This is a genomic window from Synechococcus sp. UW69 (assembly GCF_900474185.1).
In the GTDB taxonomy this organism is placed as follows: Bacteria; Cyanobacteriota; Cyanobacteriia; order PCC-6307; family Cyanobiaceae; genus Parasynechococcus.
The window spans coordinates 196,124-220,233 of sequence record NZ_UCNW01000009.1 but is presented as its reverse complement, the minus strand read 5'-3'; the positions used below and the strand labels follow the sequence as shown (position 1 = coordinate 220,233).

Sequence of the window (24,110 nt, the reverse complement as noted above, 5' to 3'; positions counted from 1 at the left end):
CTTTTTGCAAAACTCTGAATGGCTCAACTGGGGACTGTGGCTTCCCACTCCACATTCAAACCAGCTTGACGCGCATCATTGACGAGGTCGTCGATGCAATCGATTCCAAATGCAGCCTGGCCAGACAGCAAGGCATCCCATTCGCTGGCTGGGAAGTGGGTTTGCAGCCAGAACACGCCGTGCACGCTGGAGGGATTCACCTGCACAAGGCCTTTGTCGAGGCGGGAAGTGATGAGATCCAACGTCGTTGCTGAGGCTGGATCTATTACGCCCTAATCCTCGGAACTGGAATGTTCGAGTTGCTACAGATTGAGAAGTTGGCCTAGCGCGTGTAGCCCACCCCGCGGTACACGAGCTGCACCGGAGTGCGGTGGCTGTTGATCTGGCGGGATTGGTACACGTTGCGGCGGTAGACCAGCTGCACACCGGGCCTGCCCTCAGTGGCGTTCTTTTGCTGGTACTGATGCCCGCGATAGAGAAGGGTGGTCATTGGAAGGTCCTCGAAGCAAGCTCAGGTCCCCGTTCCATGGCCTGAGGCGAACTGCGCTTCGCGTGGTGCGAAGTGAACGATCGGTAGCTGATGCTACAGAGCTATTGAAGCGTTTTCGGTCGTGGTGTTGATGTTCGGTTCGACACTTGATCTGAAAAGTTTTTGCTTTTGTTTATTTTTATCCGTAGAAATTAGTTGGCCTTGCTGATGTGAATCACCTGGTCTTGCAGCACTCCTGCAGCTGAGCGAGCGCAGCATTGAAAAAGTGTCGACCTTGCTCCTGCAGCTTGTTACCAAGCCAGCGCCACTCCCGCATCAGGCGTTCGGGCCCTTCAGGCCCAAGGGCGCTCATCACATAGGTGTGGTCGTTGGCGATCCAGCGTTGCAGTGCGTCTCTGTTGATCTCGAGGTGGCATTGCAGGCCAATGGCGTGATCGCCGATTCGAAACACCTGTTCCGCACAGTGCAGCGAGGAACCAAGAAGGGTTGCATCGCCTGGCAGGTGGATGCGATCGCCATGCCAATGCAGCACCAAGCTGCTGCTCGGTTGTCCCTGCAGTAAGGCCTCATCGCTCCGTTCAGCAACCCAGTGGATTGCCCCCAGTCCCAGTTCCTTGAGTTGCTGTGGTGGCGCTCCAACCTGCAGGGGTTCCACGGATCCGCCAGCAGCGACAGCCAAGAGCTGCGCCCCCAGGCAGATGCCCAGCACCGGTCGACGCTGCTGGTGCCAGGCCGTCAACCAGTTCAGCTCGGCTTGGAGCCAGTGCAGGTCTTGATGATGCTGCTCGTTCACCCCCATTGGTCCCCCCAGCACCAGCGCGATGCTGTTCGGGCATTCACTTGGGTGCGGCAGGCGGTCGCCTCGGTCGGGCCGCAGGGTCCGGAGAGTCATTCCCCGTTCCCGTGCCAGTTGTCCCACCAGTTCGGGCCCTTCGTGGTCAACGTGCTGGATCACCAGCAGGGTGGTGGTCAAAGCAGCAGATAGCGCTGGGCGAGGGGCAGCACTTCGGCGGGCTCGCAGGTGAGCAGTTCACCGTCGGCGAACACCTCATAGGTCTGCGGGTCCACGCTCACCTTCGGCAGTGCGGAATTGAGTTTGAGAGCGCTTTTGCCCACGCTGCGGGTGTCCTTCACCGCCATGCAGGTGCGCTCCAGACCCAGTTGACGTTGGATATCAGCATCCATGGCGGCTGCGCTCACGAAGGTGAGGCAGCTGGGAGCCAAGGCTTTGCCGAAGGCGCCGAACATGGGCCTGCCGTGCACGGGCCCGGGGGTGGGAATGGAGGCGTTGGCATCCCCCATCTGGGCCCACACGATCGAACCGCCCTTGATCACCAGTTCCGGGCGAATGCCGAAGAAGCCCGGCTTCCACAGCACGAGATCGGCGAGCTTGCCGGTTTCGATCGAGCCCACCTCGCTGCTGATGCCATGGGCAAGAGCGGGGTTGATTGTCACCTTGGCGATGTAGCGCTTCAGCCGATGGTTGTCGTTGCGGTTGGAGTCTTCCGGGAGCGCACCGCGCTGCACCTTCATCTTGTGGGCGGTCTGGAAGGTGCGGGTGATCACTTCGCCCACGCGCCCCATGGCCTGGGAGTCGCTGGCGATGATCGAGAAGGCGCCCAGGTCGTGAAGGATGTCTTCGGCGGCGATCGTTTCGCGGCGAATCCGCGATTCGGCAAAAGCCACGTCCTCGGGGATTTTGGGGTCGAGGTGGTGGCACACCATCAGCATGTCGAGGTGCTCCTCGAGCGTGTTGCGGGTGTAGGGCCGGGTGGGATTCGTGCTGCTCGGCAGCACATTTGCTTCGCCGCAGATCTTGATGATGTCTGGGGCATGGCCGCCGCCGGCACCTTCGGTGTGGAAGGTGTGGATCGTGCGTCCCTTGATGGCGGCGATCGTGTCTTCCACGAAGCCGGCTTCATTCAAGGTGTCGGTGTGGATGCACACCTGCACATCCATCCGGTCGGCCACCGACAGACAGGCATCGATGGTGGCCGGCGTGGTGCCCCAGTCTTCATGCAGCTTCAGGCCGCAGGCACCGGCGCGCACCTGTTCCTCCAGGGCTTCCGGGGTGCTGGCGTTGCCCTTGCCAAAGAAGCCCAGGTTCACCGGCAAGCCTTCGGCGGCCTGGAGCATTCGCCCGATGTGAAACGCCCCAGGGGTGCAGGTGGTGGCATTGGTGCCGGTGGCTGGTCCGGTGCCGCCGCCCATCAGGGTGGTGACGCCACTGGCCAGAGCAGTTTCGATCTGCTGGGGGCAGATGAAGTGGATGTGGGTGTCGATGCCACCGGCCGTGAGGATGTGACCTTCCCCAGCGATCGCCTCGGTGCCGGGGCCCACCACGATCGTGACCCCTTCCTGGGTGTCGGGGTTGCCGGCTTTGCCGATGCCCACGATTCGGCCGTCTTTGAGGCCGACATCGGCTTTGACGATGCCCCACCAATCGAGGATTAAGGCATTGGTGATCACTGTGTCGACGGCGCCTTCGGCTCGAGGGGTCTGGGACTGGCCCATGCCATCGCGAATCACCTTGCCGCCGCCGAACTTCACCTCATCCCCGTAGACGGTGTAGTCCTTCTCGACTTCGAGGATCAGCTCGGTGTCCGCAAGGCGAACCCGGTCGCCGGTGGTGGGTCCGTAGGTCTCGGCGTAGGCCTGGCGGGAGATGCGGTAGGGCATGGGTCAGGCGTCGAGGGGTCCGTTGATCTGGCCGTTGAAGCCGATGACGCGTCGGGCACCGGCAAAGGGAATGAGGTTCACGTCGCGACTGTCGCCAGGTTCAAAGCGGATGGCGGTGCCGGCGGGGATGTCGAGACGATGACCGCGGGCTGCGGCCCGGTCGAACTGCAGGGCGGCGTTGGCTTCGGCGAAATGGAAGTGGGAGCCCACTTGCACCGGTCGATCGCCACTGTTGGAGACGCTCACCGTGGTGACGGGTCGTCCCGCATTCAGCTCAAGTTCACCCGGTTCGGGAAGCAGTTCGCCGGGAATGAGAGGTGCCATGGGTTCTGCCTCAGCGAATTGGGTCGTGCAGGGTGACGAGCTTGGTGCCATCGGGGAAGACGGCTTCGATCTGCACCTCGTGCACGAGCTCGGGCACGCCGTCCATCACCTGGTCCTGACGCAGCCAGGTGGTGCCCTCCTGCATCAGCTCCGCCACGTTCTTGCCGTCACGGGCACCTTCAAGCACCAGAAAACTGAGCCAGGCCACCGATTCGGGGTGGTTGAGCTTCAGGCCGCGGTTCAATCGTCGTTCCGCAAGCAGTGCCGCGGTCACGATCAGGAGTTTGTCCTTTTCCTGGGGACTGAGATGCATAGCGAAGCTCGGTCTTCTTCAGTGTGTCTCCGCTGCAGCCTCGAAAGCGTTCACGGTGGACGTTTGTCGGCGCAGAGGCTGCTCCTGCAGGGGCCAGACCCTGGGGATGCGAGGTGTTGTCAGGCCCCGGAGCCTTCGTGTGCGCTCCCAGATTCGGCTGAACCAGAAGCGGGCATCGCGGCTGGAAGTGCCGGAATAGCGGGCGATCAGCCCTTGCCCGAGGGCCCCGCAGCGCATCGTGCCCGTCAGCCCCTCACGGTCGGCCCGCGCTCCGTCCAGCAGCGTTGCGGTTGTTTCGGCGCCCATGGCCATGGGTGCGGCCCAGATCAGTGTTCCGAAAACCGGTGCACCAGCTAGGCCATGGGGGCCCTCCAGGCTGGCTCCGCCCAGTTCCACGCGATCAGCCAACTCCCATGTCGAGCCGGTTGAGGTGATGCGCTGAATCGTGAGGCTGGACCGCCATCGCCCCTGCTGCAGGGTTTCACCAGCGGCGGTTCGACCCAGGCGCACGATTTCTGCACTAACAAAGGAGGCATCCATTGGCAGGGTCACCGTCAGGTGCTGCTCGAACAAGGCATCGGCGTACAGCACCAATTCCTGCGGCAGCCATTCGAGATCACTGCCGCTGGCCAGCGAGCAGCACACGTGCTGTTGAGCAGAGCAGCCCTCAGGCTGCAAGCGGCTGCGGCCGATGGACCCGTAAACCTTCTGCGCCGCCACACTGGTGATCAGGCTGCGGCTGCTGGCTTCAAGCTTGATGTCGAGGCTGAGTTGATCGCCGCCCACCAGGCCTCCAGCGGTGTGCAGGACCGGCAGCTCGCAGCGTCCGTCATCACCGCGTTCACTGCGAAGCAGCTTGAACGGAGCTGTGCAGCCCCCTTGGTGTCGGGTGCTGCCGTTGGCTGCACGAAATTGCAGGTCGCAGCGGCCGTGCCAAGGATCGAGACGTTGCATGGCTTCACGCTCCGCTGCCATCGCCTTCATCTCTGTAGCAACGCACACCAAAGTGCTGCTGATGTCTGGGCAGGCTTTCTCTGTGGAACTGGAATGGAGATGGTGGTGACAGATGCAGTGGTGGTGTTGGAGCAGCGCCTGCAGAACAGCAGTGCCATGGCAACCCTGCACTTGCCGTTAACGGCTGAAGAGCGCACGGTATTGCGCGGTCGCCGCACCACCTCCTGCGGTCGCCTTGTTCTTCTTCAGTTGCCCCGTATGGGATCCCTGCAGCCTGGTGATCTGCTGGGGGATCAGTCCGGGTCGACCGTGGTGGAGGTGACGGCAGCGCCGGAAGCGCTGCTGCGGGTGCAGGGTTCGCATCCCCTTGAGCTGTTGCAGGCGGCTTATCACCTGGGCAATCGCCACGTTGCTCTTGAGCTGCATGAGCAGGAGCTGTTGCTCCCGGAGGACTCCGTGTTGGCCACGATGCTGGAAGGGCGTGGTTTGACGGTCAGTCGCTGCCTTCAGCCGTTTGCTCCCGAGGGTGGCGCCTATGGGGGGCATCAGCACGGATGACATCCCTGGCGTTGTTGCAACTGGTTAGCCCGGCGTTGCCCGTTGGTGCCTTCAGCTACTCGGAAGGTCTCGAGGTGCTGATTCAGGCTGGCTCCATCGCTGATGAGCAGGCCGTTCAGGCTTGGTTGGAGGCCGAATTGCAACGGGGTGCTGTGCGACTGGAGGCCGCTGCCTTGAGGCCCCTTGCAGAGGCCCTGGTGGAGTGGTCAACCCAGGCGGATGGCGCGGCCAAAGCGCGCCTGATCGATCTGGACGGTTGGCTGTTGGCCACCCGTGAAGCAGCAGAGCTGCGAGCGCAACAGCGTCAGATGGGAATGTCGCTGGTGCAGTTGATGTCTGACATGGGACAGGACCTGCCCGAACCTGTGCCCCTGAGCTGGCCAGCGGCCTGGGCTTGGGCTGCCGTGGGCTTGTCTGTTCCAGCGTGCGACATGGTGGAGGGATATCTCTATGGCTGGGTTGCCAATCAGCTCAGTGCGTCGGTGCGGCTGCTGCCGTTGGGTCCGTCCCGAGCGCAGGTGCTGCAACAGCGGCTGCTACCGATGATTGCCTCGCAAGCGCAGCAGCTTCAGGCTGCCGATCCGCAGCAGCTCTGGAGCAGCGGTGTGGGTGCGGGCATGGCGCAGCTTGCCCATGCTGAGCTGTATTCACGCCTGTTTCGAAGCTGATGAGCAGCAAACTGCGCCTGGGGGTGGCGGGTCCCGTGGGATCCGGCAAGACCGCACTGGTGGAGGCGCTCTGTCGCCGCTTGCGCGACGACCTGCAGCTCGCGGTGGTCACCAATGACATCTATACCCAGGAGGATGCCCAGTTCCTCACCCGTGCCGGTGCCCTGGATCCAGAGCGGATCCGCGGGGTGGAGACAGGCGGTTGTCCTCATACTGCGATCCGCGAAGACTGCTCGATCAACAGAGCAGCTGTTGCAGAGCTGGAAGCCCAATTTCCTGACCTGGATCTTGTTCTTGTTGAGAGTGGCGGCGACAACCTGGCGGCGAGCTTCAGCCCAGAGTTGGTGGATCTCTGCATCTATGTGATCGATGTTGCTGCTGGCGACAAGATCCCCCGTAAAGGAGGGCCTGGCATCACACGGTCTGATCTTTTGGTGATCAACAAGATTGATCTGGCTCCGCAGGTCGGTGCTGACCTTGCGGTGATGGAACAGGACACCCGGCGGATGCGTGGAGACAAGCCGTGGTGTTTCACCAACCTCCATAGCGGCGAGGGCCTGGAGCATGTGGTGGGCTTCTTGTTGCAACAGCTACCGAATCGCTGATCCATGGCCGCTGGGCTCGCGATTTAGTTCTTCTTGATACCAAAGCAAAGGCGTGCTGATTCGTACCTTCCGTCAGCTGCCGTCAGGCACATTCCTGTGTTGTGGAACACCATGAGCTCTTCTCTCTCTAAGCGCCTGTTCGCTGGCATGGCCGCGGCATCGCTGGGTCTTGCCGTGACTGCCTGTGGTGGTGACGACAAAGCTTCTGCACCCGCGACCGACTTTGACGACACCGTCACCGTTGGCATCCTGCATTCGCTGACCGGCACCATGGCCATCTCGGAGTCCACCCTGGTGGACACTGAAAAGATGGCGATCGATGAGATCAACGCCGCTGGTGGCGTTGAAGTCGATGGCAAGAAGTACAAGATCGAGTACATCGTCGAGGACGGTGCTTCCGATTGGCCCACCTTTGCTGAGAAATCCAAGAAACTGATCGATCAGGATCAGGTGCCCGTGGTCTTCGGCGGCTGGACCTCTGCTAGCCGCAAGGCGATGCTGCCTGTGTACGAGTCGAAGGACGCTTTCCTCTACTACCCGATTCAGTACGAGGGTCAGGAGTGTTCCAACAACATCTTCTACACCGGTGCGACTCCGAACCAGCAGTCAGAGCCTGCCACCGCGTTCATGTATGAGAAGTCGCCTGCCGCTGGCAAGCCCTTCTTCCTGGTGGGTTCGGACTACGTCTTCCCTCGTACCTCCAACACCATCACCAAAGAGCAGCTCAAGTCTCTGGGTGGTGAAGTGGTCGGTGAGGACTACCTGCCCCTGGGTAACACCGAAGTTGCTCCGATCATCGCCAAGATCAAAACAGCTCTGCCTGACGGCGGTGTGATCATCAACACCCTGAATGGCGACCAGAACGTTGCCTTCTTCAAGCAGATCCAAGACGCCGGGATCACCCCTGAGAACGGCTACTACGTGATGAGCTATTCCATCGCGGAAGAGGAAATCAGCACCATTGGTTCTGAGTTCCTCGAGGGCCACTACGGCGCTTGGAACTACATGATGTCGATCGATACCCCGGCATCCAAGAAGTTCGCTGCTGACTTCAAGGCCAAGTACGGCGAAGACCGTCAGGTGGCTGACCCTCAGGAGTCGGCTTACAACATGGTCTATCTCTGGAAGAAGGCTGTCGAGAAAGCCAACAGCTTCGACGACGACAAGGTGCGTGAAGCTCTGATTGGCATCGAATTTGATGCACCTCAGGGTCCTGTGACGGTGATGCCTAACCATCACCTGTCTCAGACCGTCCGCATCGGCCAGATCACGGCTGACGGCCAGTTCGAGATCCTCGAATCCACCGATGGTCCTGTGGCTCCTCAGGCCTGGAACCAGTTCGAGCCCAGCTCCAAAGGCTTCGCTTGCGACTGGACCGACGCTGCGAAAGGCGAGAAGTACAAGCTCTGATCCACGGATCACAGCCTGATTTCTCTTCAGGGAGGGGCCCGTTAACGGGTCCCTCCTTTTGTCGTTTCACTGAACGCTTCGTTTCACACGTCCGTGCAACTGCTGTTTGAAACCCTGTTCAACGGCGTCGCCATCGGCTCAGTTCTGCTGATGGCTGCCCTTGGACTGGCCATTGTCTTTGGCTTGATGGGTGTCATCAACCTCGCCCATGGCGAGTTGATCATGCTCGGGGCCTACACCACGTATGTGGTGCAGCTTGTCTTCAAGCTGCCTGCCTTGCAGCCCGTTTACAACGCCTACGTTCTCGTTGCTATTCCCCTGGCGTTCATCGTCAGCGGTGTTGTTGGCATTTTGTTAGAGCGCACCGTGATTCGCCGTCTTTACGGCAATCCGTTGGAAACACTCTTGGCGACCTGGGGTGTCAGTCTGATTCTTCAGCAGTTTGTGCGGAGTGTCCCTCTGGCTCACGCTGCCGGCCTGATTCTGGCTTTGGTGCTGGGTTTTGGTCTGCCTCTGTTGCTTCCGTCGTCTCTCTTGGCGGGGCCGCGAGCCCGCTTGGTGCGGGCTGGGAGCTGGGCTGTTTCAGCTCTGGCGGGTGTGTTGTTGGCTGGTGGCTTGGCCTCACAAATCAGCCGCATCGCCCGAGCCACCTCCCGAAACGTGGATGTGACGGCGCCCAAATGGATGCGCGGTGGGATCGAATACATGGATATCACCTTCCCAGTGCCCCGTCTCGTGATCATCGTCCTGACGATCGTTGCGGTGGTTGGGGTGACTTGGTTCCTCAACAAAAGTGTGTGGGGCATGCGCATTCGTGCCGTCACTCAGAACCGCTCGATGAGTGACTGCCTTGGCATCCCGACGGAGACCGTTGATGTGCTCACGTTTGGCATTGGCTCGGGTTTAGCCGGTGTGGCTGGGGTTGCTGTTTCCCTGCTTGGTTCGGTGGGCCCCAACGTGGGCGGGTCTTACATCGTGGGCTGTTTCATGGTGGTGGTGCTGGGCGGTGTCGGCAATTTGCTGGGAACCGTGCTGGCCTCGTTCGCCATTGGCGTTCTGACCGATCTGATCGGTGCTGGACGTTTGCTCACGATTTGGCCCGACATGCCGGCTCCCCTGGCCGGTGCCGTCAATTTCTTTGCCACAACGAGCATGGCTCAAGTGATGGTGTTTGCCCTGATCGTGGTGTTTTTGCAGTTCCGTCCTGCGGGTCTCTTCCCGCAAAAAGGCCGCATGGTGGAGGCTTGATCTGATGTTCCAAGCATTTCAACAACGCCGTTGGCCCTTGATCATCCTTTGGGTGGTGATCGTTGCGGCCATCGTTGCTGCGCCTGCTGTTCTGCCGGTGTTTCGGCTGAATTTGTTGGGTCGCTTCCTCTCCCTGGCGATCGTTGCTCTGGGTATTGACTTGATCTGGGGCTTTACCGGTCTGCTCAGCCTGGGCCAGGGCATCTTTTTCGCGCTTGGCGGTTACGTGGCAGCCATGTACTTGCAGCTGAACAGTTCAGCGGACCTGCCCAATGGCATCCCTGAATTTTTCAGTCTCTATGGGGTTGATCGTTTGCCCGCGTTCTGGCAACCGTTCCACTCACCCCTCGTCACCTTGGTGGGGATTTGGTTGGTTCCGGCTGTTTTGGCAGCGGTGCTGGGCAATCTCGTCTTTCGTAACCGCATCAAAGGGGTCTACTTTTCGATCCTCACCCAGGCCGCTCTCCTGGTGTTTTTCAATTTTTTCAATGGGCAGCAAAAGCTGATCAACGGCACCAATGGTCTCAAGACCGATGTCACGGAGTTGTTCGGTCAGGTGGTGGGTTCGGCAGAGATGCAGCGCAGTTTTTTCTGGCTGACCGCAATTGTTGTGATCCTGGCGTGGTTGTTTTTGCGTTGGGTGGTGCGGGGTCGGTTCGGTGATGTGTTGATTGCCATTCGCGATGACGAACCTCGGCTGCGCTTTGCGGGTTACAACCCAACCCTGTTCAAGACGATCGTCTTTGCCATCGCTGGTGGTTTGGCTGGAATCGGAGGCGCGTTGTACACCGTTCAGTCGGGCATCGTTTCGCCGCAATACATGACTGTTCCCTTCTCGATTGAGATGGTGATCTGGGTTGCGGTCGGTGGTCGAGGCACGCTCGTGGGAGCCATCCTTGGCGCTGTGGCCATCAACTACGCCAAGAGTTTGGTGAGCGAAGCTCTCCCCCAAAGTTGGCTGTTCATCCAAGGGGGGTTGTTCATCCTCGTGGTGACGGCCTTGCCTGAAGGCGTCATTGGTTGGTTCCGAGGAGATGGTCCTCGCAATTGGCTCAACCGATTCGGTATCTCCCGTCGGAGTGAGACCTATCCACGTCTCGATCTTGAAGGTCAGGAGGAGGTTCAGTCATGAGTACGGCTTTATTGGAATTGCGCCAAATCACTGTCAGTTTTGATGGGTTTTTGGCGCTGCGAGATCTCAACCTCAGCCTGCAGCCTGGTGAGCTGCGGGCCGTGATTGGCCCCAACGGGGCCGGAAAAACCACGTTCCTGGATGTGATTACGGGCAAAACGGCTCCCACGGAAGGCGATGTGATGTTTCAAGGTCGTTCCCTCGTGGGGCGAGCGGAGCATCGCATTGCTCGCCTGGGCATCGGCCGCAAATTTCAGAGCCCCCGCGTTTTCGAGAAGCTCAGCGTCCAGGAGAACTTGGCCCTGGCAGTGAGCCAGCCGAAGCAGCCCTGGTCATTGCTGGTGGGCGGCCTCAATGGGGATCAGCGAGACCGTGTTCATCACTTGATGAGCATCGTCAACCTGCAAAACCGTGCCGATTGGGCTGCAGGGTCGTTGTCCCATGGCCAGAAGCAGTGGCTTGAGATCGCCATGTTGGTGGGGCAGGATCCCGAGCTCTTGCTGGTGGATGAGCCGGTGGCTGGGCTCACGGATGAGGAGACCGACCTAACGGCGGATCTACTTAAGTCGTTGGCAGGGGATCACACCGTGTTGGTGATTGAGCACGACATGGAATTCATTCGACGGCTTGAAAGTCCGGTGACGGTGCTTCACCAGGGTCATGTTCTCTGTGAGGGCACGATGGATCAGGTGCAAGCAGATCCCCGGGTGATTGAGGTTTATCTCGGCACCACTGAGGAGGAGAACCCATGACGAATTTGTTGGAGATCCAAGGCCTCAACACCTTTTACGGTGAAAGTCACATTCTTCGGGATGTTGATCTCAGCGTGAAGTCGGGGGAGATGGTGTGTTTGATCGGCCGCAATGGCGTGGGAAAAACCACGTTGCTGAAATCGCTGATCGGCTTGTTGCGCCCTCGCTCCGGAACGATGGCCTTCGACGGCGCTGAACTGGATCGTCAGGCTCCCCATCAGCGAGCACGGGCGGGGATTGGCTATGTGCCTCAAGGTCGCGAGATCATTCCGCAACTCACGGTCGAAGAGAACTTGCTTCTGGGGATGGAGGCTTTGCCGGGTGGCTTGGTGCGCCATCGCCACATTGATCCATTTGTCTATGAGCTGTTTCCGATTCTGCAGGAGTTTCTGCCGCGCAAGGGAGGGGATCTGAGTGGTGGTCAGCAACAACAATTGGCCATTGCCCGAGCGTTGCTAGGAAAGCCAAAACTTCTGCTATTGGATGAGCCCACTGAAGGCATTCAGCCCAATATTGTTCAAGATATTGAAGCTGCTGTTCGGCGGATTATTGCTGATACCGGGATTGGTGTGTTGTTGGTGGAGCAACATCTCCATTTCGTGCGTCAGGCCGATCGCTACTACGCCATGCAACGCGGCGGAATTGTCGCCAGTGGTTCAACGACTGAACTCAGCCAAGCGGTTGTCGACCAGTTCCTAAGCGTTTAGCTCACTTTTCCTCGAATTCATCCGGGTCAGTTCAGCTGGCCCAGAGGGATTCCCTGGCAGGCTCTTCATCTGTGGCGTAGTCACTGACATCGGCTCGCACATGCAGCATCTGCCCCGTCATCGACATTTTCCAAATTTCCAAGCGCGCATCCTGAGGTGCTTCGAACCAGAAAACCTCCGTTGGCATCACCACCTTCTCTCGATAGAAGTGGTCTTTGCCAATGCATTTCACGATCACCATTCGGCTGGTGTCGTTTTGATAAACGCACTCAATCATTGTGAGCATATTGAATCATGCCAATCTCGTGTTCTTAGCGCAAGTAAAGTGTTTGATTGATCACCGAATCAGCACGGCTTTAGATTTGGTACAGATGCGTTGATACAGATCGAGTCATTTTTGTAACCACCATCACCGTTCTGCCCAAGCCTTTTGAATTGCAGAATTTTGTTCAACGTTTGGATCGACACAAAGATGGCCTTCCGTTTCAAATGAAACAATTCTTTTGCTTGCTCCTGCGCATGATTGTTCCGTCGATATGAGGGATTGAAAAATGGAGGAGCAAGTCAGCTTGAGTGTTACTCAGCAGTTCGATGTTGAGCGGATGAATCGAGCCATTGATTCAACGCTTGATGCACAGCAATTGCAGGTACTGGCTAAGCAATTGCTTCAGGCCTGGCACTCGCAACGGGCTGCTACGGCCTGGGTGACGCGGCAGCGTGAGCAGTTGGGCTGAAGTTGTATCGCTTGGCTTTAGGCAGCCAGCTCAGAGGCCAAGCGTTGTGGGTTGTGGTTAGGTCGTTTCAGAGATCTTCGATCAGCTTGTCCAGCTTCAGCCAGATCAGCCTGTAGAGCTGAATTGCAACTGCGAAGTCGTGACCAGCTGGGCAGTTGATGCGCAATGGGTGCCCGCATCAGTTTTGCGAGGCCAGGCCGCAAGAGGCTTGCGAAGTTCTGAACAGCGAGTTCTTCGCCATGACGGTCGTAGGGCAGTCGGTTGATGGCTGAGTCGAGGCCGAACTGACGGACCCGATCTTCTCCAACCCGCCGATAGAGCACCTCCAACGTTGGAAGTTGGTCCATCGACATCACGCAGCCTTCGTGTTCCATCAGTCCACGCAATACGGTGCCGAAGATTTCGCCAGCCATGCGTTGCAGGCCTTCCGTCGGTTGATGGCCCAACTCCTTGTGCTTGTGGTCGAACAGCCCGAGATCAACTTGGGCAATTCGGCTGGAGGCCACATGGCGGTACACCTCCGAAAGCAGGCCAACCTCCAGCCCCCAGTCCGATGGGATGCGCAGATTCATGGCCAAATCGCTCGTAAAGGCGAATTCACCAGCGAGGGGATAACGGAACGACTGCAGATAGGCCAGGTAAGGGAGAGGCCCGAAAATCTGTTCCAGGCTCGCGAGCAACGGGCCGACAAACAAGCGTGTGGCGCGGCCTTGAAGCGCCTGGGTCTCAAGGGACAGGCGGCTGTAAAAGGCTTTGACGTAGGCAATGCCGTGGGATCGATCCAGTAGAGGGCGAAGCATGCGCTCCGGATACGCCGATCCAAAGGTTCTGATGTCGGCATCGAACAGACCAACGACCTCAGCGTTTTGGCAAGCCACCCCCAGCCCCTGCCACACGGCCCATCCTTTGCCTGGTGGCCCGGTTACATCGAGCCCCAGCTCGCCGACGGATTCGAGCAGCTCCCGAACCGCGGGGCCGTTGGTCCAGTGCACCCGTACGGGGAACGGCATCCCTTCAAAAAACTTTTCTGCCGATTGGACGTCTTCGGGGCTGTTGGCCGCCAGTGCCACCACCAGCTCGTTGAGGCCTTTTAATCCAGAGAGCGTGTCTCGGATCAGGCCGAGGGCCGGGCGGCTGAATTCCTCCATCAGGCAGGGGATCAGCAGCGTGGTTGGTCGCTGACTCAGCTCCTGGTTAAAGGCAACTGCATCAAGATTGCCCAAGCTGTAGTCGTGAACGGTGCTGATCAGGCCCTGCTGAAAATCCATGTGGTGTTCGATGCAACAACAGAGGTCAGAGTCCTGCCCCATACCTGAACGGTGTTGAGGAGGAAGGCAATGCAGCCCCCGCGCGAAGAGACGCTGCGGAACCTGCTTGGCAATTTGTACCCGAACGATTCTTCCGGGGATGGCAAGGAGTTGTCGTCGCAATTGCTGCAGATCTTGAGCGAATCGTCTGCAGATGGCGATATCGAGACAGATGCGGCGCGACGTGTTGAGCGTTGGGATGGCCGCGATGTGGTCTTGATCACCTATGCCGACACGGTTGTTGATGACGGTGTGCCTGGTCTTCAAGCCTTGAAGTCCTTTGTGAATCGCCATCTGCACCCCTTTGCAGCAGTGATTCATGTGTTGCCGTTCCTGCAATCCACCAGTGATGGAGGGTTTGCGGTGGCCAGTCACACGTCCCTTGAGAAGCGTTTCGGCGATTGGAGCGACCTGGCCGCCCTGGCCCAGGGGAGAAGGCTCATGGCCGATCTCGTTCTCAACCATGTGTCGGCGTCTCATCCTTGGGTGCAGCAGTTCATGCGGGATGAAGATCCCGGTCGCTCTTGTGTGCTGGAGGCTGCGCCCGACCCGTGTTGGTCAGATGTCGTTCGTCCCCGCAGCTCCAATCTGTTCACGCAGTTGAGGGGGCCAAAAGGTGCGCGTCAGGTTTGGACCACCTTTGGCCCGGATCAGGTGGATCTCAACTGGCGCAGTGCGGAGGTGCTGCTGGGCTTTGCCCGTCTGATGCAGCGCATGGCCCGGCATGGGGTGCGTTGGATCCGTCTGGATGCAGTGGGTTTTGTCTGGAAGCAGCCCAACACCTCATGCATTCATCTGCCTGAGGCGCATCAACTGGTCCAGGTGCTTCGCCTGCTCCTCGACCAGGTGGGATCGGATGGCGTTGTGGTCACCGAGACCAACGTGCCGGAGCAGGAAAACCTCTCGTACCTGAGAAGTGGTGATGAAGCGCATCTGGCCTACAACTTTCCACTGCCACCCTTGCTGCTGGAGGCCAGCGTCAGTGGCCGTGCCGATCTCCTGAATGCCTGGTTAAGTCGATGGCCCGACCTTCCGCAGCAGACGGGGTTGCTCAACTTCACCGCCTGTCATGACGGCATCGGCTTAAGGCCGCTGGAGGGACTGATGTCCCAGAAACGTTTGCTTCAACTGTTGATCGGCTGTGAGCAACGGGGTGGATTGGTCAGCCACAGGATGCTCAGTTCTGGGGAAGAAGTTCCCTACGAGATCAACATCAGTTGGTGGAGTGCCATGGCGGATGGGGGGATTGATCCCACCTATCTCCAACGGGAGCGGTTTCTGCTCACCCAACTCATGATCCTGGCCTTGCCAGGGGTTCCCGCGTTCTATCTGCCGGCTCTTTTGGCGGCTCCCAATGATCTAACTCGTTTTCGTCGGACGGGTCATCGACGGGATCTCAATCGGCCCCAATTCACGGCCCAGGCCTTGGAGCGACGCCTGGCGGATCCTGATGCCGATGCATCGGCGCTGCTTCCGGTGCTGAAGCGGGCGCTTGCCGAAAGGGCTGTTCATCTGGCCTTGCATCCTGATGCCCCTATGCAGGTGCTGAGCGCTGATCGCCTTGATCGCGTCATCCTGCAGCGTTCCTATGGGGGGGAAACGTTGGTGGCTGTTCACAACATGACGGCATCGCGGCTGAGCTTGCGCCTCGGTCGCTTGGGGGGTGATGTGAACCAGCCATGGGCCGATTGCCTGAGCGGTCATGTGTTCGCACCACATCAGTTGCATTCGCTAGAGCCTTATGCGGTGCATTGGTTGGTTCAGCCATGACCGCGAAGGTCGAGTTGACGTGGTGGGTGGTGACCGATCTCGACGGCACGTTGCTGGATCACACCTACGACTGGTCTCCCGCAAAGGATCTGATCCGCCAGCTGCAAGAGCGCAGGATTCCTGTGATTCCGTGCACCAGTAAAACGGCGGAGGAGGTGCGTGGCTTTCGCGCAGAAGCGGGGCTTCATGATCCATACATCGTTGAAAACGGCGGAGCCGTGCACGGTGAAACCCCTGAGGGGGATGCCTGGGAGTTGCCGCTGGGCCCTGGTTGGACGGAGCTGAAACCCCAGTTGCAGCATCTCCAGCGTGAGTTGGGTGAGCCGCTACGTCCCTTGGATGAACTCAGCGAGGAAGAAGGTCAGCAGTTGTTGGGGCTCGGCGGCGAGTCCTTGCGCCAGGCCCAGCGGCGTTGCTGCAGTGTGCCGTTCGTTCCGCCCTCGGCGGAGGGGCGGCGCCGACTTGAAGCCTTAGCGCAGCGGATGGATCTCACGGTGGTGCAGGGCAATCGCATGGGGCATCTGTTGGGCCCTGACATCAGCAAAGGCAAGGCCTTGGCAACCCTGAAGCGACATTTGGGTGCTCAGCAGGTGAAGGTCTTGGCTTTGGGAGATTCCCCCAACGATCTGCCGCTGCTCGAGGTGGCCGATGTCGCTGTTGTTGTTCCAGGGCCCGATGGCCCTCACCCGGAGTTGTGTTCCGGCATCGCTGCTGGACGATTTGAGTTGGCCGGCGCCCCCCATGCCACCGGTTGGGATGAGGCTGTGCGCCGGATTCTCAGGATCTAGGTCGTGGAGGTGCCTTCCAGCTGGGCGTGGGGAGATGCTTCGGTCAGGGCGGAGAAGACCGCTAAGGGCATTACGCCAAGTGCTATGCCCGCCAGTACCAGCAGTTGCCCCGCCTGCGGTAGTTGCAGCAGACCTCCGTCGCCAAAGAGCTCGGTGTTCACCACCAGAAGTCCTAAGTACAGCGGCCACCAGAGAGCCGAACGAACGTCCATGTCGATGCCCGTCCAACGGCGATGGACGACGAACAGCAGCGTTGGAATGCCGATGCAGAGCACAGCTCCTTCAAGGGCGCTTCGTCCACACCAGCTGATGGCCCAGGTGACCATCACAAAACTCAGGGGGCACAACCATGACGCCATGGGGAGTTGGTAGCCGCGGGGGGCATTCGGGAGCTGTCGCCGTAACGCCATCAAGCTGATCGGGCCAGTGGCTAGAGCGATGATCAACGTGGAGGTGAGAAAGCTCACGATGCTCTGCCACCCAGGGCCTACCGCCAGCATTAGGGCGCTAACCAGGGTGCTCAGGATCAGTGCAACGTGGGGAACCCCTTGGCGATTCAGCTGCCCTAGAGCTTTAGGGACGAGGCCGCATTCCCCCATCATCCAGCTGATTCGGGCTGAGACACCGACATATGTGAGGGCTGTCGCTCCCGGAGACACGACAGCATCAATCAGCAGCAGGGTGACCATCCAACTGAGACCGAGCCCCATGGCGAGAGCAACGATGGGGCCTCCATGGGCGCTCAGGCTGAGGCTGTGCCAGCCGTTAGTCAGCTGGTCAGGAGGAACGCTGACCAGAAAGCTGAGCTGCAGCAACAGATAAATCGCCAGACAAATTCCCAAGCCGAGCCCCATGGCGAGGGGCACATCGCGACTGGGCCTGCGCGCTTCCCCGGCCAGATCCATGGCGGTGCGAAAGCCCAGCAGGCTGAACAGCACTCCACCACTGCCAACGGCCTGAACAACATCGGCGCCCTGTGTTCCACCTACAGGAAGTCGCAGGTTGCCCCAGTGACCGCTAATCAGCATCAGAGTGATCGCGACGCCCACTGGAACAATCAGCTTCCACCAGGTGAGGTTGTCGATCCACCGCGCAAGGCTACGGATGCCGTTGAGATTGATCCAGCAGAGCAGGATCAGCAGCAGCACTGCCACGGCATGGCCAGCAAGGCTGAGTTCTTCGCCACCGTTGTGCTGGACGGTTAGCCAAGGCAGGCTCGATGAGAGGTATTCGAGCAGAGCCAGCAGTTCAACCGCTGGAAGTGCGACGTACGACAGCCAGACGGCCCAGCCTCCTATGAATCCAGACAGGCGGCCGTGGCTCAGCAACGGAATCTGCGCCAGTGCCCCGGAACTGGGGACAACCGATCCCAGCTCTGCAAAAACGAGTGCCAGCAGGAAGGCCATCAATCCGCCGACACTCCACGCCAGCAGGCTTCCTCCCCCCGCGAGTTTGGCGGTGAAGTAAGGCGCGAACAGCCAACCGGAACCGATGGTGCCAGTCACCACCGCCAAGATCAGGTTGGTGAGGCTGAGGTCACGTTGCAGTGCCATGGCGCCAAGCCGTTTGCCTCATCCTGATCAATGGAGCAGGGATTGCCATACCTCCAATGCACCAGTCATTGCAGCCAAGGTTTTGCCGTTGTGGGATGCGATCGGTCGACAGCTGAGGCTGTTGATCAGAACGGCCTGATCATCTGCCTCGAACTCGGCCTCCAGCTCGGTTTCCATTGCAACGCCCTGGCTCAGAGCGCGGCCCCTCATCACGCCCGGAAGACAGCCGCTGCTGAGTGCTGGTGTGAGCCACTGTCCGCGACGCCGGATCAACAGGTTGGCTGCCGTTCCACAGCACATGGCCCCAGCAGTGTTCAAAAGCAGGGCATCGTCAGCCCCTTGCTCCTGCGCTTCCCTACGGGCCTGAATGGCTTGTCCGTAGGCGAATGTTTTGCAATGGCTCAGCCGGCTGGAGGTATTGCGGCGCTCATGGCGACTGGTGATGGTGTTGACGGGTGAAAACGTCGGCGTGCAGGGCTGGAGCGTGAGCCAAAAGCGGTGGTGTCCTGAGGCTGGAAGCCCGATTCCGCGCTGGGGTGTGCTGCCACGGCTCCAGTTGAGCCGCAGGGCTCCATCGGCTGCGTTCAGCTTGCTGCGTTGAATCGCGTCTTCAATCAGAGGCTCCAGCGTGTCGCGCTCGGGAGGTGCATCCATGCCCAGCCGCGCAGCACTGTCGCTCCATCGCTGCAGGTGCTCCTGCAGAAGTTGTGGCTGGCCGTTGCGGACCAGCACGGTTTCGAAGAGGCCATCGGCCAGGAGCAGGGCCCTGTCGTCGAGGGGAAGCTTCAGGCTTGCTGCAGTTCCCCATTGGCCATCGATCCAGGCAATGGATGAGGTCATGTCAGTGCCTCCAGCAGCGGCTGCAGTTTCCACATCAACTCCTCCGCTTCGCCGAGGGGATCCGAGTCGGCCACAATTCCGCAGCCAGCATGGGCTCGGAGGGTGTCGCCCTGTCGGAGGAGAGATCGGATCAGGATGTTGCTGTCGAAGCTGCCATCCCAGTCGATTCGGAGGAGAGATCCGCAGTAAGGACCGCGACTGGTGGGCTCGAGCTCATGCAGACGTTGGCATGCCCGAAGTTTGGGTGCCCCACTAATCGACCCCCCAGGCCAACAGGTTTCCAAGAGATCGACCCAACTCAACCCGGCTTTCAGTTGACCCTCCACAACCGAAGTGAGGTGATGCACTGAGGCATAACTTTCGAGGCCTACCAGTTGGGGAACCTGGATTGAACCCGGCTGGCAGGTACGACCGAGGTCGTTCCGCAACAAGTCGACGATCATCACGTTCTCCGCGCGATCTTTGTCGCTGCAGACAAGTTCTGCGGCGAGGTTCGCATCCTGTTCGGGTTCGGAATGGCGCGGCCTGGTGCCTTTGATCGGCCGGGTTTGCACGGCTCCCTGGGCACTCACCTGCAGAAATCGCTCCGGTGAAGAGGACAACAACGCTTCGTTTTGATCACTGATGATCAGTCCTGCAAAAGGGGCAGGACAGGCGTTCCGCAGGGTGAGAAACAGTTCAATGGCACTGCTTTCCTGGGGCCAGGCTGTGCTGCAACACGCCGTGAGATTGGCCTGGAAGAGATCGCCGGCTGCGATCAGATCACGGATGCGTTGCACGCCTGCGGCGTACTGCTCTGTTGTGGTGTGGTGACGCCATGCTGCGAGCGGAATCGATACGGTCTCGGCCCTGGGTTGCTGAGCGCTAGGGACCAATTCTTGGGCCAGGCTCTCCAGAGCAGCCGTGCTGGTGGCTTCGATCCACACCTTGCGCTGTTGGAGATCAAATCGCAGCACCGGATCGTGGCGGGCGATCCAAAGCGTGGCCATGCCATCGCTGGCCCAGGGGTTTCCTGGTTCCACCCAAGCGGCGGCTTCGTAGCTCAGCCAGCCGCACCAATGTCCTGGGGCTAGTCCACGCAGAGCGTTGAAGGGATTGGTCGCTCCTGGTTCTCCGGGGAGGCCCCGGCAGCAGATGATCTCCTGGGGGGCGACGGCCAGGGTTGCCCATCTGCCCAGCTCACTTCCGTCGCCATCCAGCCATACCAGGCCTTGTTCTCCATGCTTGGCCCTGAGGATTCGGGCCATGGCTTGGGGCTCCTGCCAGGGCAGTTCACACCGCTTTGGGCTGATCATTCAATCGCTTGGCTGCAGAGGTCCGGCCGTCCTGCCTCCCGCAGTGCCGCATCACGGATGCGGCAGCTGTCGCACACGCCGCAGGGAGAGCTGCCTCCGCCGTAGCAGCTCCATGTGGTTTCGATCGGCACGCCCAGGCGTAGTGCCTCTTCCACGATGCGCGTTTTGCTCCAGTGCACCAAGGGGGCCCACAGCTTCGTGCCACGACCTTCTCGCCCTGATTTGCTTGACAGAGCCGCCAGCTCCTGGAACGTGTCGAGATAGTCGGGGCGACAGTCGGGATAGCCGGAGTAATCGACAGCATTCACGCCAAGCACCAGCCGTTCGGCGCCCCGGGCTTCGGCCAGGCTGAGTCCGACTGCAATGAAAACCGTATTGCGGCCGGGCACATAGGTGGTGGGGATGATTCCCTCCTCCACACCTTCGGTCGGAATGCTGATCGTTGCATCGGTGAGCGCCGAGCCCCCCCAGCTGGCCAGATTCACAGCGATGCAGTGGTGTTCCGCCAATCCAAGGTGCTGTGCGACGGCAGTGGCGGCGTTCAATTCGCGGCGATGCCTCTGGCCATAGTCGAAGGAAAGGCCGATGACACGATCGCCGGCTTCAAGTGCAAGAGCTGCAGCTGTGGCGGAATCCAGCCCTCCTGAGAGCAGAGCAATCGCGGTGCGTTGACTCATGGCAAGACGGTGAGCTCGTGCAGTGCGCAGTAGTCCTGGTCGTCCAGGTCGGTGCCCTTGGCTTGCTCAAGCAGGCTGAGCAAACCGGTGAGCCCATGCTCTTGGAGGCCAGCGGTTGTGGCTTCCTCCAGGAACAGGCGTAGGTCTTTGCGCAGCAAGGCGGTGCTGAAGTTGGGATCGGCGTAATTGTGATCAAGCATCCGTTGCAGCTTTTTGTCGAAGGTGGGGGCGTACAGCGCTGACGTTCGCAAGATATTCATGAACGTCTCCACAGGGACACCGGCCCGTTGGATCAGTTGAAGGGAAAGGGAAAAGCTATGGGTAAGGCTGGCGATCAATTGATTGAGGGCCAGCTTGGTGGCAGCGCCGCTGCCAACGGGGCCCACGAGGAGGGGCTCTTGGGATAGATGAGAGAGAAGCGGTTGTTGTTCTTCGAAGACTTGGGCTTCGCCGCCGGCCATCACCAGCAGTGATCCGTTGAGCGCTTGTGGTTTGCTGCCGAGTACCGGGGCCTCGAGATAGTGCCCCCCTTGCTGAGCGGCTTGTCTGGCCAGCGACTGACTTTCTGTGATCCCCACAGTTCCCATCGTGATCAAGGTGGAGCCATCGAGGTGTCCGATGTCTTTTAAGACTGCGGCTGTGACCGGCCCGTCGCGCAGCACAGTGATCACGCTGTTGCAACTGTGTGGGGCCTCACAGGGGCTGCTCAGGGCTTGAGCGCCTGCGTCGATCAAAGCGTTGGAGCGTTCCTGGGAGCGGTTCCAGACGAACAGAGAAACGCCTTGTTGTAGGAGGCGTCGGCCGATGGCTTCGCCGAGCAGACCGGTGCCTAGCAGAGCAACGCTGCGCATGGATTACGCGAGGACGGCATCAAGCTGGACCACTTGATCGAGCTCGAAGTAGTCGAAGTGGTTGTTGGCGAGTAAGTCTCGAAGAAGATCGCGTTGATCGGAGACTGGCGCGTTGTTGAAGTCAACGCTGGCGAACAGATGATCTCGTTTGTCGAGGCTGGTGAAGTTGTCGATGGCTGCATAGTTACCCTGATCGCGTCGAATTCTGCGGTTCATGGTTCGCGTCGTTGCTTGCCGACGTTTGCTGTTGCCGCTCAGGCTTCCAATCAGAGGGTCTGTCAAAGCTTCAGTACTGAAGCTGTCGATGTTGTCCAATGTGATCACCCGTGACCCGAGTGATCTCGGCCCCGTGCGCTGATTGCCGGCTTGGTTTCCATCGGTGGTGGAGCTCCCTTGCGTCGTACCAGTGATCAAATCTTCAACGGCATCGCTGCTCAGCTTGCTGTTGTGGCTTTTCAGCAACCCTGCAATGCCAGCTACATGGGGTGCTGCCATGGAGGTGCCGCTGAAGCGGCCGTAGCGATTACCGGGCAGCGTGGATGCGATTCCGACGCCGGGAGCCGTGACGTAATCAAGAGGTTGTGATCCAGCGCGATTGGAAAAATTGGCGAGGCGCCCATCACGATGGACAGCACCCACCGCGATTCCGTGCTCGATGGAATGGGCGGCTGGATATTCAGGTGAGGCTCCTTCCGAATTGCCAGCAGCCATCACCACTACCGTGCCGCGGCGGGAGGCATGGCGGATGGCATCTGCCATGGTTTGGCTGTAGCCCGCTCCGCCGAGGGAGAGGTTGATGACATCGGCGCCATTGTTCGTGGCCCAGCGAATGCCTCGAATGACATCGGAGAGATAACCCGCACCGTCCTGATCGAGGACGCGAATGGGCATGATCGTCGCGTCGTGCGCGACTCCGGTGATGCCACGACCGTCCTTGGCCGCTGCGATTGTGCCGGCGACATGGGTTCCATGGCCGTTGGCGTCTTCGGCGATGGAATCGCCATCAACGAAGTCGTAGCCCGCCCCAATGCGCCCCTTAAACTCGCGATGGTTGTAGTCGATGCCGGTGTCGACCACGGCGATGGTCACGCCCTTGCCTGTCGTGCTGGTTCCGTCTGTTCTGGCCGCCCAGACCTCTGGTGCGCCAATCATGTCGAGGTTCCAGAGCTCGCCTCCGAGGGGAGCTTGATCTATCAGGGGGCGATTAAGCAGAGCCTCAAAGGCACCTTTGGCATTCACCTGGCCGTAGCCATCCAAGCGGCTGAATGTTCGCCGAGGTTTGACTTGTGGCCTGGGTTCTGCAGGCCTTAAGAGTTGGGCGGAGAGGCTGTAACTCCCCCTATAAAGTCCCTGGAAACTGCCCACATCGAGGTAAAAGCGTCCACCTTGCAAGACCTTGAATTGGACGCTCGGGTCGAGGCTGGTGGGGGTGTCGTCGATCTCCGCCAAAATTTCCCCGCGGCTATCGCGCAGTCGCAGGTGTGGATCCAGCAGCGATTGCCCCCTCAGGTCAACGCTGTAGCTGCTTCCAGTGTCCAGATCGATGGAGAACCAATCGCGATCTCCACGCCGTTCCAGTCTTCCTTGGCTGCGTCCACCAACGTCCAGTTGGCCTGAACTTTCCATGGTCGAGCCAAAATCATCTCGCCGGCGTCTGCGGGACGATCGTCTGCGGCGGAGGATCATGGACATGGTTACGGGATAGACCGAATAATCCGAGATAGAGAAGGGAGGAGATCAATTCAACCTATAAGTTCATTCTGGATCAAGTTGTGTGAGGAGTGGGTATGAAGATCTTGGATTTGTTGAGAGTTCGCTGATCATTTTGGAGTTGATCAACGAACCCCCAGCCATTTGTGGGTTTGCAGGCTCAGGCGCCAGGTTGGGTTCTGACGAACGTGCTCAATCGCGAGTTGCTGACCCTCGGGGCTGTCCCAGCCAGGTTGAAGGTAGTGAAGCGCCTCCCCTTGGCCTGCTTGCGCCATTCCATCAGCGAAGTGCAGATCTGCAGGCGCATGGATCACCACCTTGAGCTCTTGCATGCTGTCCAGCACTCCCTGCAGGGGGGGCTGGTGTCGCTTGGGGGAGAGCGTGATCCAGTCGAAGCGTCCGCTCAGCGGATCCACCCCACTGGTTTCCAAGTGCAGGGGGAGGCCACATCGGGCATCGAGCGCCTGGGTGAGTGGATGGAGATCGTGATGCAACGGTTCCCCACCAGTGATTACAACGAAGCTGGCCCCCTTGTCGGCGGCCATTTTGGCTGCCTCAGCCAAGTCATCGATTGGATGCTCAGGGTGCCCCTGGGTGGGCCACGAGTGCTTGGTATCGCACCAGGGACAGCCCACGGTGCAGCCGGCTAATCGAATGAAGAAAGCGCTGCGTCCGGCATGGTGGCCCTCCCCTTGAAGGGAATGAAACGTCTCCACCACAGGGAGGGGCGAGGCATCAGCCATGG

27 protein-coding genes are annotated in these 24,110 nt (G+C 59.7%); 11 read left to right on the top strand and 16 right to left on the bottom strand.

Annotated features, from left to right (window positions below; translation table 11 throughout):
* Positions 1-23: 23 nt before the first annotated feature.
* The 7 genes from DXY29_RS08745 to DXY29_RS08715 form a co-directional block, all read right to left on the bottom strand.
* Entirely contained in the window at positions 24-242 is a 219-nt protein-coding gene (locus DXY29_RS08745; protein ID WP_115024649.1) for a hypothetical protein, read from the bottom strand.
* An 80-nt stretch (positions 243-322) separates the two neighbouring features.
* A complete protein-coding gene (locus DXY29_RS08740) occupies positions 323-490 on the bottom strand; it encodes a DUF4278 domain-containing protein (protein ID WP_115024648.1) in 168 nt (55 codons plus the stop codon).
* 214 nt (positions 491-704) lie between these two features.
* A complete protein-coding gene (locus tag DXY29_RS08735; RefSeq protein ID WP_115024647.1) occupies positions 705-1,463 on the bottom strand; it encodes a type 1 glutamine amidotransferase in 759 nt (252 codons plus the stop codon).
* A complete protein-coding gene (ureC, locus tag DXY29_RS08730) occupies positions 1,460-3,169 on the bottom strand; it encodes an urease subunit alpha (RefSeq protein ID WP_115024646.1) in 1,710 nt (569 codons plus the stop codon). Before ureC ends, DXY29_RS08735 begins: the two co-directional genes overlap by 4 nt.
* Before the next feature lie 3 nt (positions 3,170-3,172).
* On the bottom strand, positions 3,173-3,493 hold the full coding sequence (locus tag DXY29_RS08725) for an urease subunit beta (protein ID WP_115024645.1): 321 nt from the start codon (positions 3,491-3,493) through the stop codon (positions 3,173-3,175).
* Positions 3,494-3,503: 10 nt separating this feature from the next.
* Positions 3,504-3,806 carry an urease subunit gamma gene (locus DXY29_RS08720; RefSeq protein WP_115024644.1) on the bottom strand — a complete coding sequence of 101 codons (303 nt, stop codon included), beginning with the start codon at positions 3,804-3,806 and terminating at the stop codon, positions 3,504-3,506.
* 18 nt (positions 3,807-3,824) lie between these two features.
* Positions 3,825-4,760 (bottom strand): urease accessory protein UreD, encoded by a 936-nt coding sequence (locus DXY29_RS08715; RefSeq protein WP_115025014.1) that lies wholly within the window; start codon positions 4,758-4,760, stop codon positions 3,825-3,827.
* A gap of 105 nt (positions 4,761-4,865) precedes the next feature.
* Between DXY29_RS08715 and ureE the strand changes: the two genes are divergently transcribed.
* The 8 genes from ureE (at position 4,866) to urtE (ending at position 11,840) form a co-directional block, all read left to right on the top strand.
* A complete protein-coding gene (ureE, locus tag DXY29_RS08710) occupies positions 4,866-5,318 on the top strand; it encodes an urease accessory protein UreE (RefSeq protein WP_371411082.1) in 453 nt (150 codons plus the stop codon).
* Positions 5,315-5,986, top strand: coding sequence for an urease accessory protein UreF (locus tag DXY29_RS08705; RefSeq protein WP_115024642.1), 672 nt, complete (start codon positions 5,315-5,317; stop codon positions 5,984-5,986). The genes ureE and DXY29_RS08705 overlap by 4 nt, the downstream gene beginning before the upstream one ends.
* Complete coding sequence (ureG, locus tag DXY29_RS08700; RefSeq protein WP_115024641.1) at positions 5,986-6,591, top strand: urease accessory protein UreG; 606 nt, start codon at positions 5,986-5,988, stop codon at positions 6,589-6,591. Before DXY29_RS08705 ends, ureG begins: the two co-directional genes overlap by 1 nt.
* Before the next feature lie 111 nt (positions 6,592-6,702).
* Positions 6,703-8,001, top strand: a complete 1,299-nt coding sequence (gene urtA / locus DXY29_RS08695) for an urea ABC transporter substrate-binding protein (RefSeq protein ID WP_115024640.1) — start codon at positions 6,703-6,705, stop codon at positions 7,999-8,001.
* A gap of 93 nt (positions 8,002-8,094) precedes the next feature.
* Positions 8,095-9,249 carry a branched-chain amino acid ABC transporter permease gene (locus DXY29_RS08690; RefSeq protein WP_115024639.1) on the top strand — a complete coding sequence of 385 codons (1,155 nt, stop codon included), beginning with the start codon at positions 8,095-8,097 and terminating at the stop codon, positions 9,247-9,249.
* Positions 9,250-9,253: 4 nt separating this feature from the next.
* Positions 9,254-10,381: an urea ABC transporter permease subunit UrtC gene (gene urtC / locus DXY29_RS08685; RefSeq protein ID WP_115024638.1), complete on the top strand. Its 1,128-nt coding sequence runs from the start codon at positions 9,254-9,256 to the stop codon at positions 10,379-10,381.
* Entirely contained in the window at positions 10,378-11,133 is a 756-nt protein-coding gene (gene urtD / locus DXY29_RS08680; protein WP_115024637.1) for an urea ABC transporter ATP-binding protein UrtD, read from the top strand. The genes urtC and urtD overlap by 4 nt, the downstream gene beginning before the upstream one ends.
* Complete coding sequence (gene urtE, locus DXY29_RS08675) at positions 11,130-11,840, top strand: urea ABC transporter ATP-binding subunit UrtE (RefSeq protein ID WP_115024636.1); 711 nt, start codon at positions 11,130-11,132, stop codon at positions 11,838-11,840. The genes urtD and urtE overlap by 4 nt, the downstream gene beginning before the upstream one ends.
* A gap of 31 nt (positions 11,841-11,871) precedes the next feature.
* Here urtE and DXY29_RS08670 read toward each other — a convergent pair whose 3' ends face one another.
* Positions 11,872-12,117 carry a DUF1830 domain-containing protein gene (locus DXY29_RS08670; RefSeq protein ID WP_170951223.1) on the bottom strand — a complete coding sequence of 82 codons (246 nt, stop codon included), beginning with the start codon at positions 12,115-12,117 and terminating at the stop codon, positions 11,872-11,874.
* Between the two features lie 325 nt (positions 12,118-12,442).
* On the opposite strand from DXY29_RS08670, the gene DXY29_RS08665 reads away from it, so the two are divergent.
* Positions 12,443-12,574 (top strand): hypothetical protein, encoded by a 132-nt coding sequence (locus DXY29_RS08665; protein ID WP_371411078.1) that lies wholly within the window; start codon positions 12,443-12,445, stop codon positions 12,572-12,574.
* A gap of 17 nt (positions 12,575-12,591) precedes the next feature.
* On the opposite strand, the gene DXY29_RS08660 is transcribed toward DXY29_RS08665, so the two are convergent.
* Positions 12,592-13,842: a glycosyl transferase gene (locus DXY29_RS08660; protein WP_115025013.1), complete on the bottom strand. Its 1,251-nt coding sequence runs from the start codon at positions 13,840-13,842 to the stop codon at positions 12,592-12,594.
* Positions 13,843-13,911: 69 nt separating this feature from the next.
* On the opposite strand from DXY29_RS08660, the gene DXY29_RS08655 reads away from it, so the two are divergent.
* Together DXY29_RS08655 and DXY29_RS08650 are read left to right on the top strand one after the other, a co-directional pair.
* Positions 13,912-15,651, top strand: coding sequence for an alpha-amylase family glycosyl hydrolase (locus DXY29_RS08655; RefSeq protein ID WP_115024633.1), 1,740 nt, complete (start codon positions 13,912-13,914; stop codon positions 15,649-15,651).
* Positions 15,648-16,439, top strand: coding sequence for an HAD-IIB family hydrolase (locus DXY29_RS08650; protein WP_115024632.1), 792 nt, complete (start codon positions 15,648-15,650; stop codon positions 16,437-16,439). The genes DXY29_RS08655 and DXY29_RS08650 overlap by 4 nt, the downstream gene beginning before the upstream one ends.
* Here DXY29_RS08650 and DXY29_RS08645 read toward each other — a convergent pair.
* From DXY29_RS08645 to DXY29_RS08615, 7 genes are all read right to left on the bottom strand, one after another.
* Positions 16,436-17,992: an APC family permease gene (locus DXY29_RS08645; RefSeq protein ID WP_115024631.1), complete on the bottom strand. Its 1,557-nt coding sequence runs from the start codon at positions 17,990-17,992 to the stop codon at positions 16,436-16,438. The two genes, DXY29_RS08650 and DXY29_RS08645, sit on opposite strands and share 4 nt — an antisense overlap.
* Positions 17,993-18,019: 27 nt before the next feature.
* Positions 18,020-18,832 (bottom strand): aminotransferase class IV, encoded by an 813-nt coding sequence (locus tag DXY29_RS08640; RefSeq protein ID WP_115024630.1) that lies wholly within the window; start codon positions 18,830-18,832, stop codon positions 18,020-18,022.
* Positions 18,829-20,127, bottom strand: coding sequence for an anthranilate synthase component I family protein (locus tag DXY29_RS08635; RefSeq protein WP_115024629.1), 1,299 nt, complete (start codon positions 20,125-20,127; stop codon positions 18,829-18,831). Before DXY29_RS08635 ends, DXY29_RS08640 begins: the two co-directional genes overlap by 4 nt.
* Positions 20,124-20,804, bottom strand: coding sequence for a 7-cyano-7-deazaguanine synthase QueC (gene queC, locus DXY29_RS08630; RefSeq protein ID WP_115024628.1), 681 nt, complete (start codon positions 20,802-20,804; stop codon positions 20,124-20,126). The genes DXY29_RS08635 and queC overlap by 4 nt, the downstream gene beginning before the upstream one ends.
* The gene (locus tag DXY29_RS08625) at positions 20,801-21,655 is read right to left on the bottom strand and encodes an NAD(P)-dependent oxidoreductase (protein ID WP_115024627.1); all 855 of its coding nucleotides are present in this window, start codon (positions 21,653-21,655) and stop codon (positions 20,801-20,803) included. The genes queC and DXY29_RS08625 overlap by 4 nt, the downstream gene beginning before the upstream one ends.
* Positions 21,656-21,658: 3 nt before the next feature.
* Positions 21,659-23,281 (bottom strand): S8 family serine peptidase, encoded by a 1,623-nt coding sequence (locus DXY29_RS08620; protein WP_170952175.1) that lies wholly within the window; start codon positions 23,279-23,281, stop codon positions 21,659-21,661.
* Positions 23,282-23,490: 209 nt separating this feature from the next.
* Positions 23,491-24,108, bottom strand: a complete 618-nt coding sequence (locus DXY29_RS08615; protein WP_115024625.1) for a 7-carboxy-7-deazaguanine synthase QueE — start codon at positions 24,106-24,108, stop codon at positions 23,491-23,493.
* Positions 24,109-24,110: the final 2 nt, after the last annotated feature.

Coding starts and splice junctions, on each gene's coding strand:
- DXY29_RS08740 (WP_115024648.1), bottom strand. CDS start 490: ATGACCACCCTTCTCTATCGCGGGCATCAGTACCAGCAAAAGAACGCC.
- ureC (WP_115024646.1), bottom strand. CDS start 3,169: ATGCCCTACCGCATCTCCCGCCAGGCCTACGCCGAGACCTACGGACCC.
- DXY29_RS08725 (WP_115024645.1), bottom strand. CDS start 3,493: ATGGCACCTCTCATTCCCGGCGAACTGCTTCCCGAACCGGGTGAACTT.
- DXY29_RS08720 (WP_115024644.1), bottom strand. CDS start 3,806: ATGCATCTCAGTCCCCAGGAAAAGGACAAACTCCTGATCGTGACCGCG.
- DXY29_RS08715 (WP_115025014.1), bottom strand. CDS start 4,760: ATGCAACGTCTCGATCCTTGGCACGGCCGCTGCGACCTGCAATTTCGT.
- DXY29_RS08705 (WP_115024642.1), top strand. CDS start 5,315: ATGACATCCCTGGCGTTGTTGCAACTGGTTAGCCCGGCGTTGCCCGTT.
- ureG (WP_115024641.1), top strand. CDS start 5,986: ATGAGCAGCAAACTGCGCCTGGGGGTGGCGGGTCCCGTGGGATCCGGC.
- urtA (WP_115024640.1), top strand. CDS start 6,703: ATGAGCTCTTCTCTCTCTAAGCGCCTGTTCGCTGGCATGGCCGCGGCA.
- urtC (WP_115024638.1), top strand. CDS start 9,254: ATGTTCCAAGCATTTCAACAACGCCGTTGGCCCTTGATCATCCTTTGG.
- urtD (WP_115024637.1), top strand. CDS start 10,378: ATGAGTACGGCTTTATTGGAATTGCGCCAAATCACTGTCAGTTTTGAT.
- urtE (WP_115024636.1), top strand. CDS start 11,130: ATGACGAATTTGTTGGAGATCCAAGGCCTCAACACCTTTTACGGTGAA.
- DXY29_RS08670 (WP_170951223.1), bottom strand. CDS start 12,117: ATGATTGAGTGCGTTTATCAAAACGACACCAGCCGAATGGTGATCGTG.
- DXY29_RS08665 (WP_371411078.1), top strand. CDS start 12,443: ATGAATCGAGCCATTGATTCAACGCTTGATGCACAGCAATTGCAGGTA.
- DXY29_RS08660 (WP_115025013.1), bottom strand. CDS start 13,842: ATGGATTTTCAGCAGGGCCTGATCAGCACCGTTCACGACTACAGCTTG.
- DXY29_RS08655 (WP_115024633.1), top strand. CDS start 13,912: ATGCAGCCCCCGCGCGAAGAGACGCTGCGGAACCTGCTTGGCAATTTG.
- DXY29_RS08650 (WP_115024632.1), top strand. CDS start 15,648: ATGACCGCGAAGGTCGAGTTGACGTGGTGGGTGGTGACCGATCTCGAC.
- DXY29_RS08645 (WP_115024631.1), bottom strand. CDS start 17,992: ATGGCACTGCAACGTGACCTCAGCCTCACCAACCTGATCTTGGCGGTG.
- DXY29_RS08640 (WP_115024630.1), bottom strand. CDS start 18,832: ATGACCTCATCCATTGCCTGGATCGATGGCCAATGGGGAACTGCAGCA.
- DXY29_RS08635 (WP_115024629.1), bottom strand. CDS start 20,127: ATGATCAGCCCAAAGCGGTGTGAACTGCCCTGGCAGGAGCCCCAAGCC.
- queC (WP_115024628.1), bottom strand. CDS start 20,804: ATGAGTCAACGCACCGCGATTGCTCTGCTCTCAGGAGGGCTGGATTCC.
- DXY29_RS08625 (WP_115024627.1), bottom strand. CDS start 21,655: ATGCGCAGCGTTGCTCTGCTAGGCACCGGTCTGCTCGGCGAAGCCATC.
- DXY29_RS08620 (WP_170952175.1), bottom strand. CDS start 23,281: ATGGAAAGTTCAGGCCAACTGGACGTTGGTGGACGCAGCCAAGGAAGA.
- DXY29_RS08615 (WP_115024625.1), bottom strand. CDS start 24,108: ATGGCTGATGCCTCGCCCCTCCCTGTGGTGGAGACGTTTCATTCCCTT.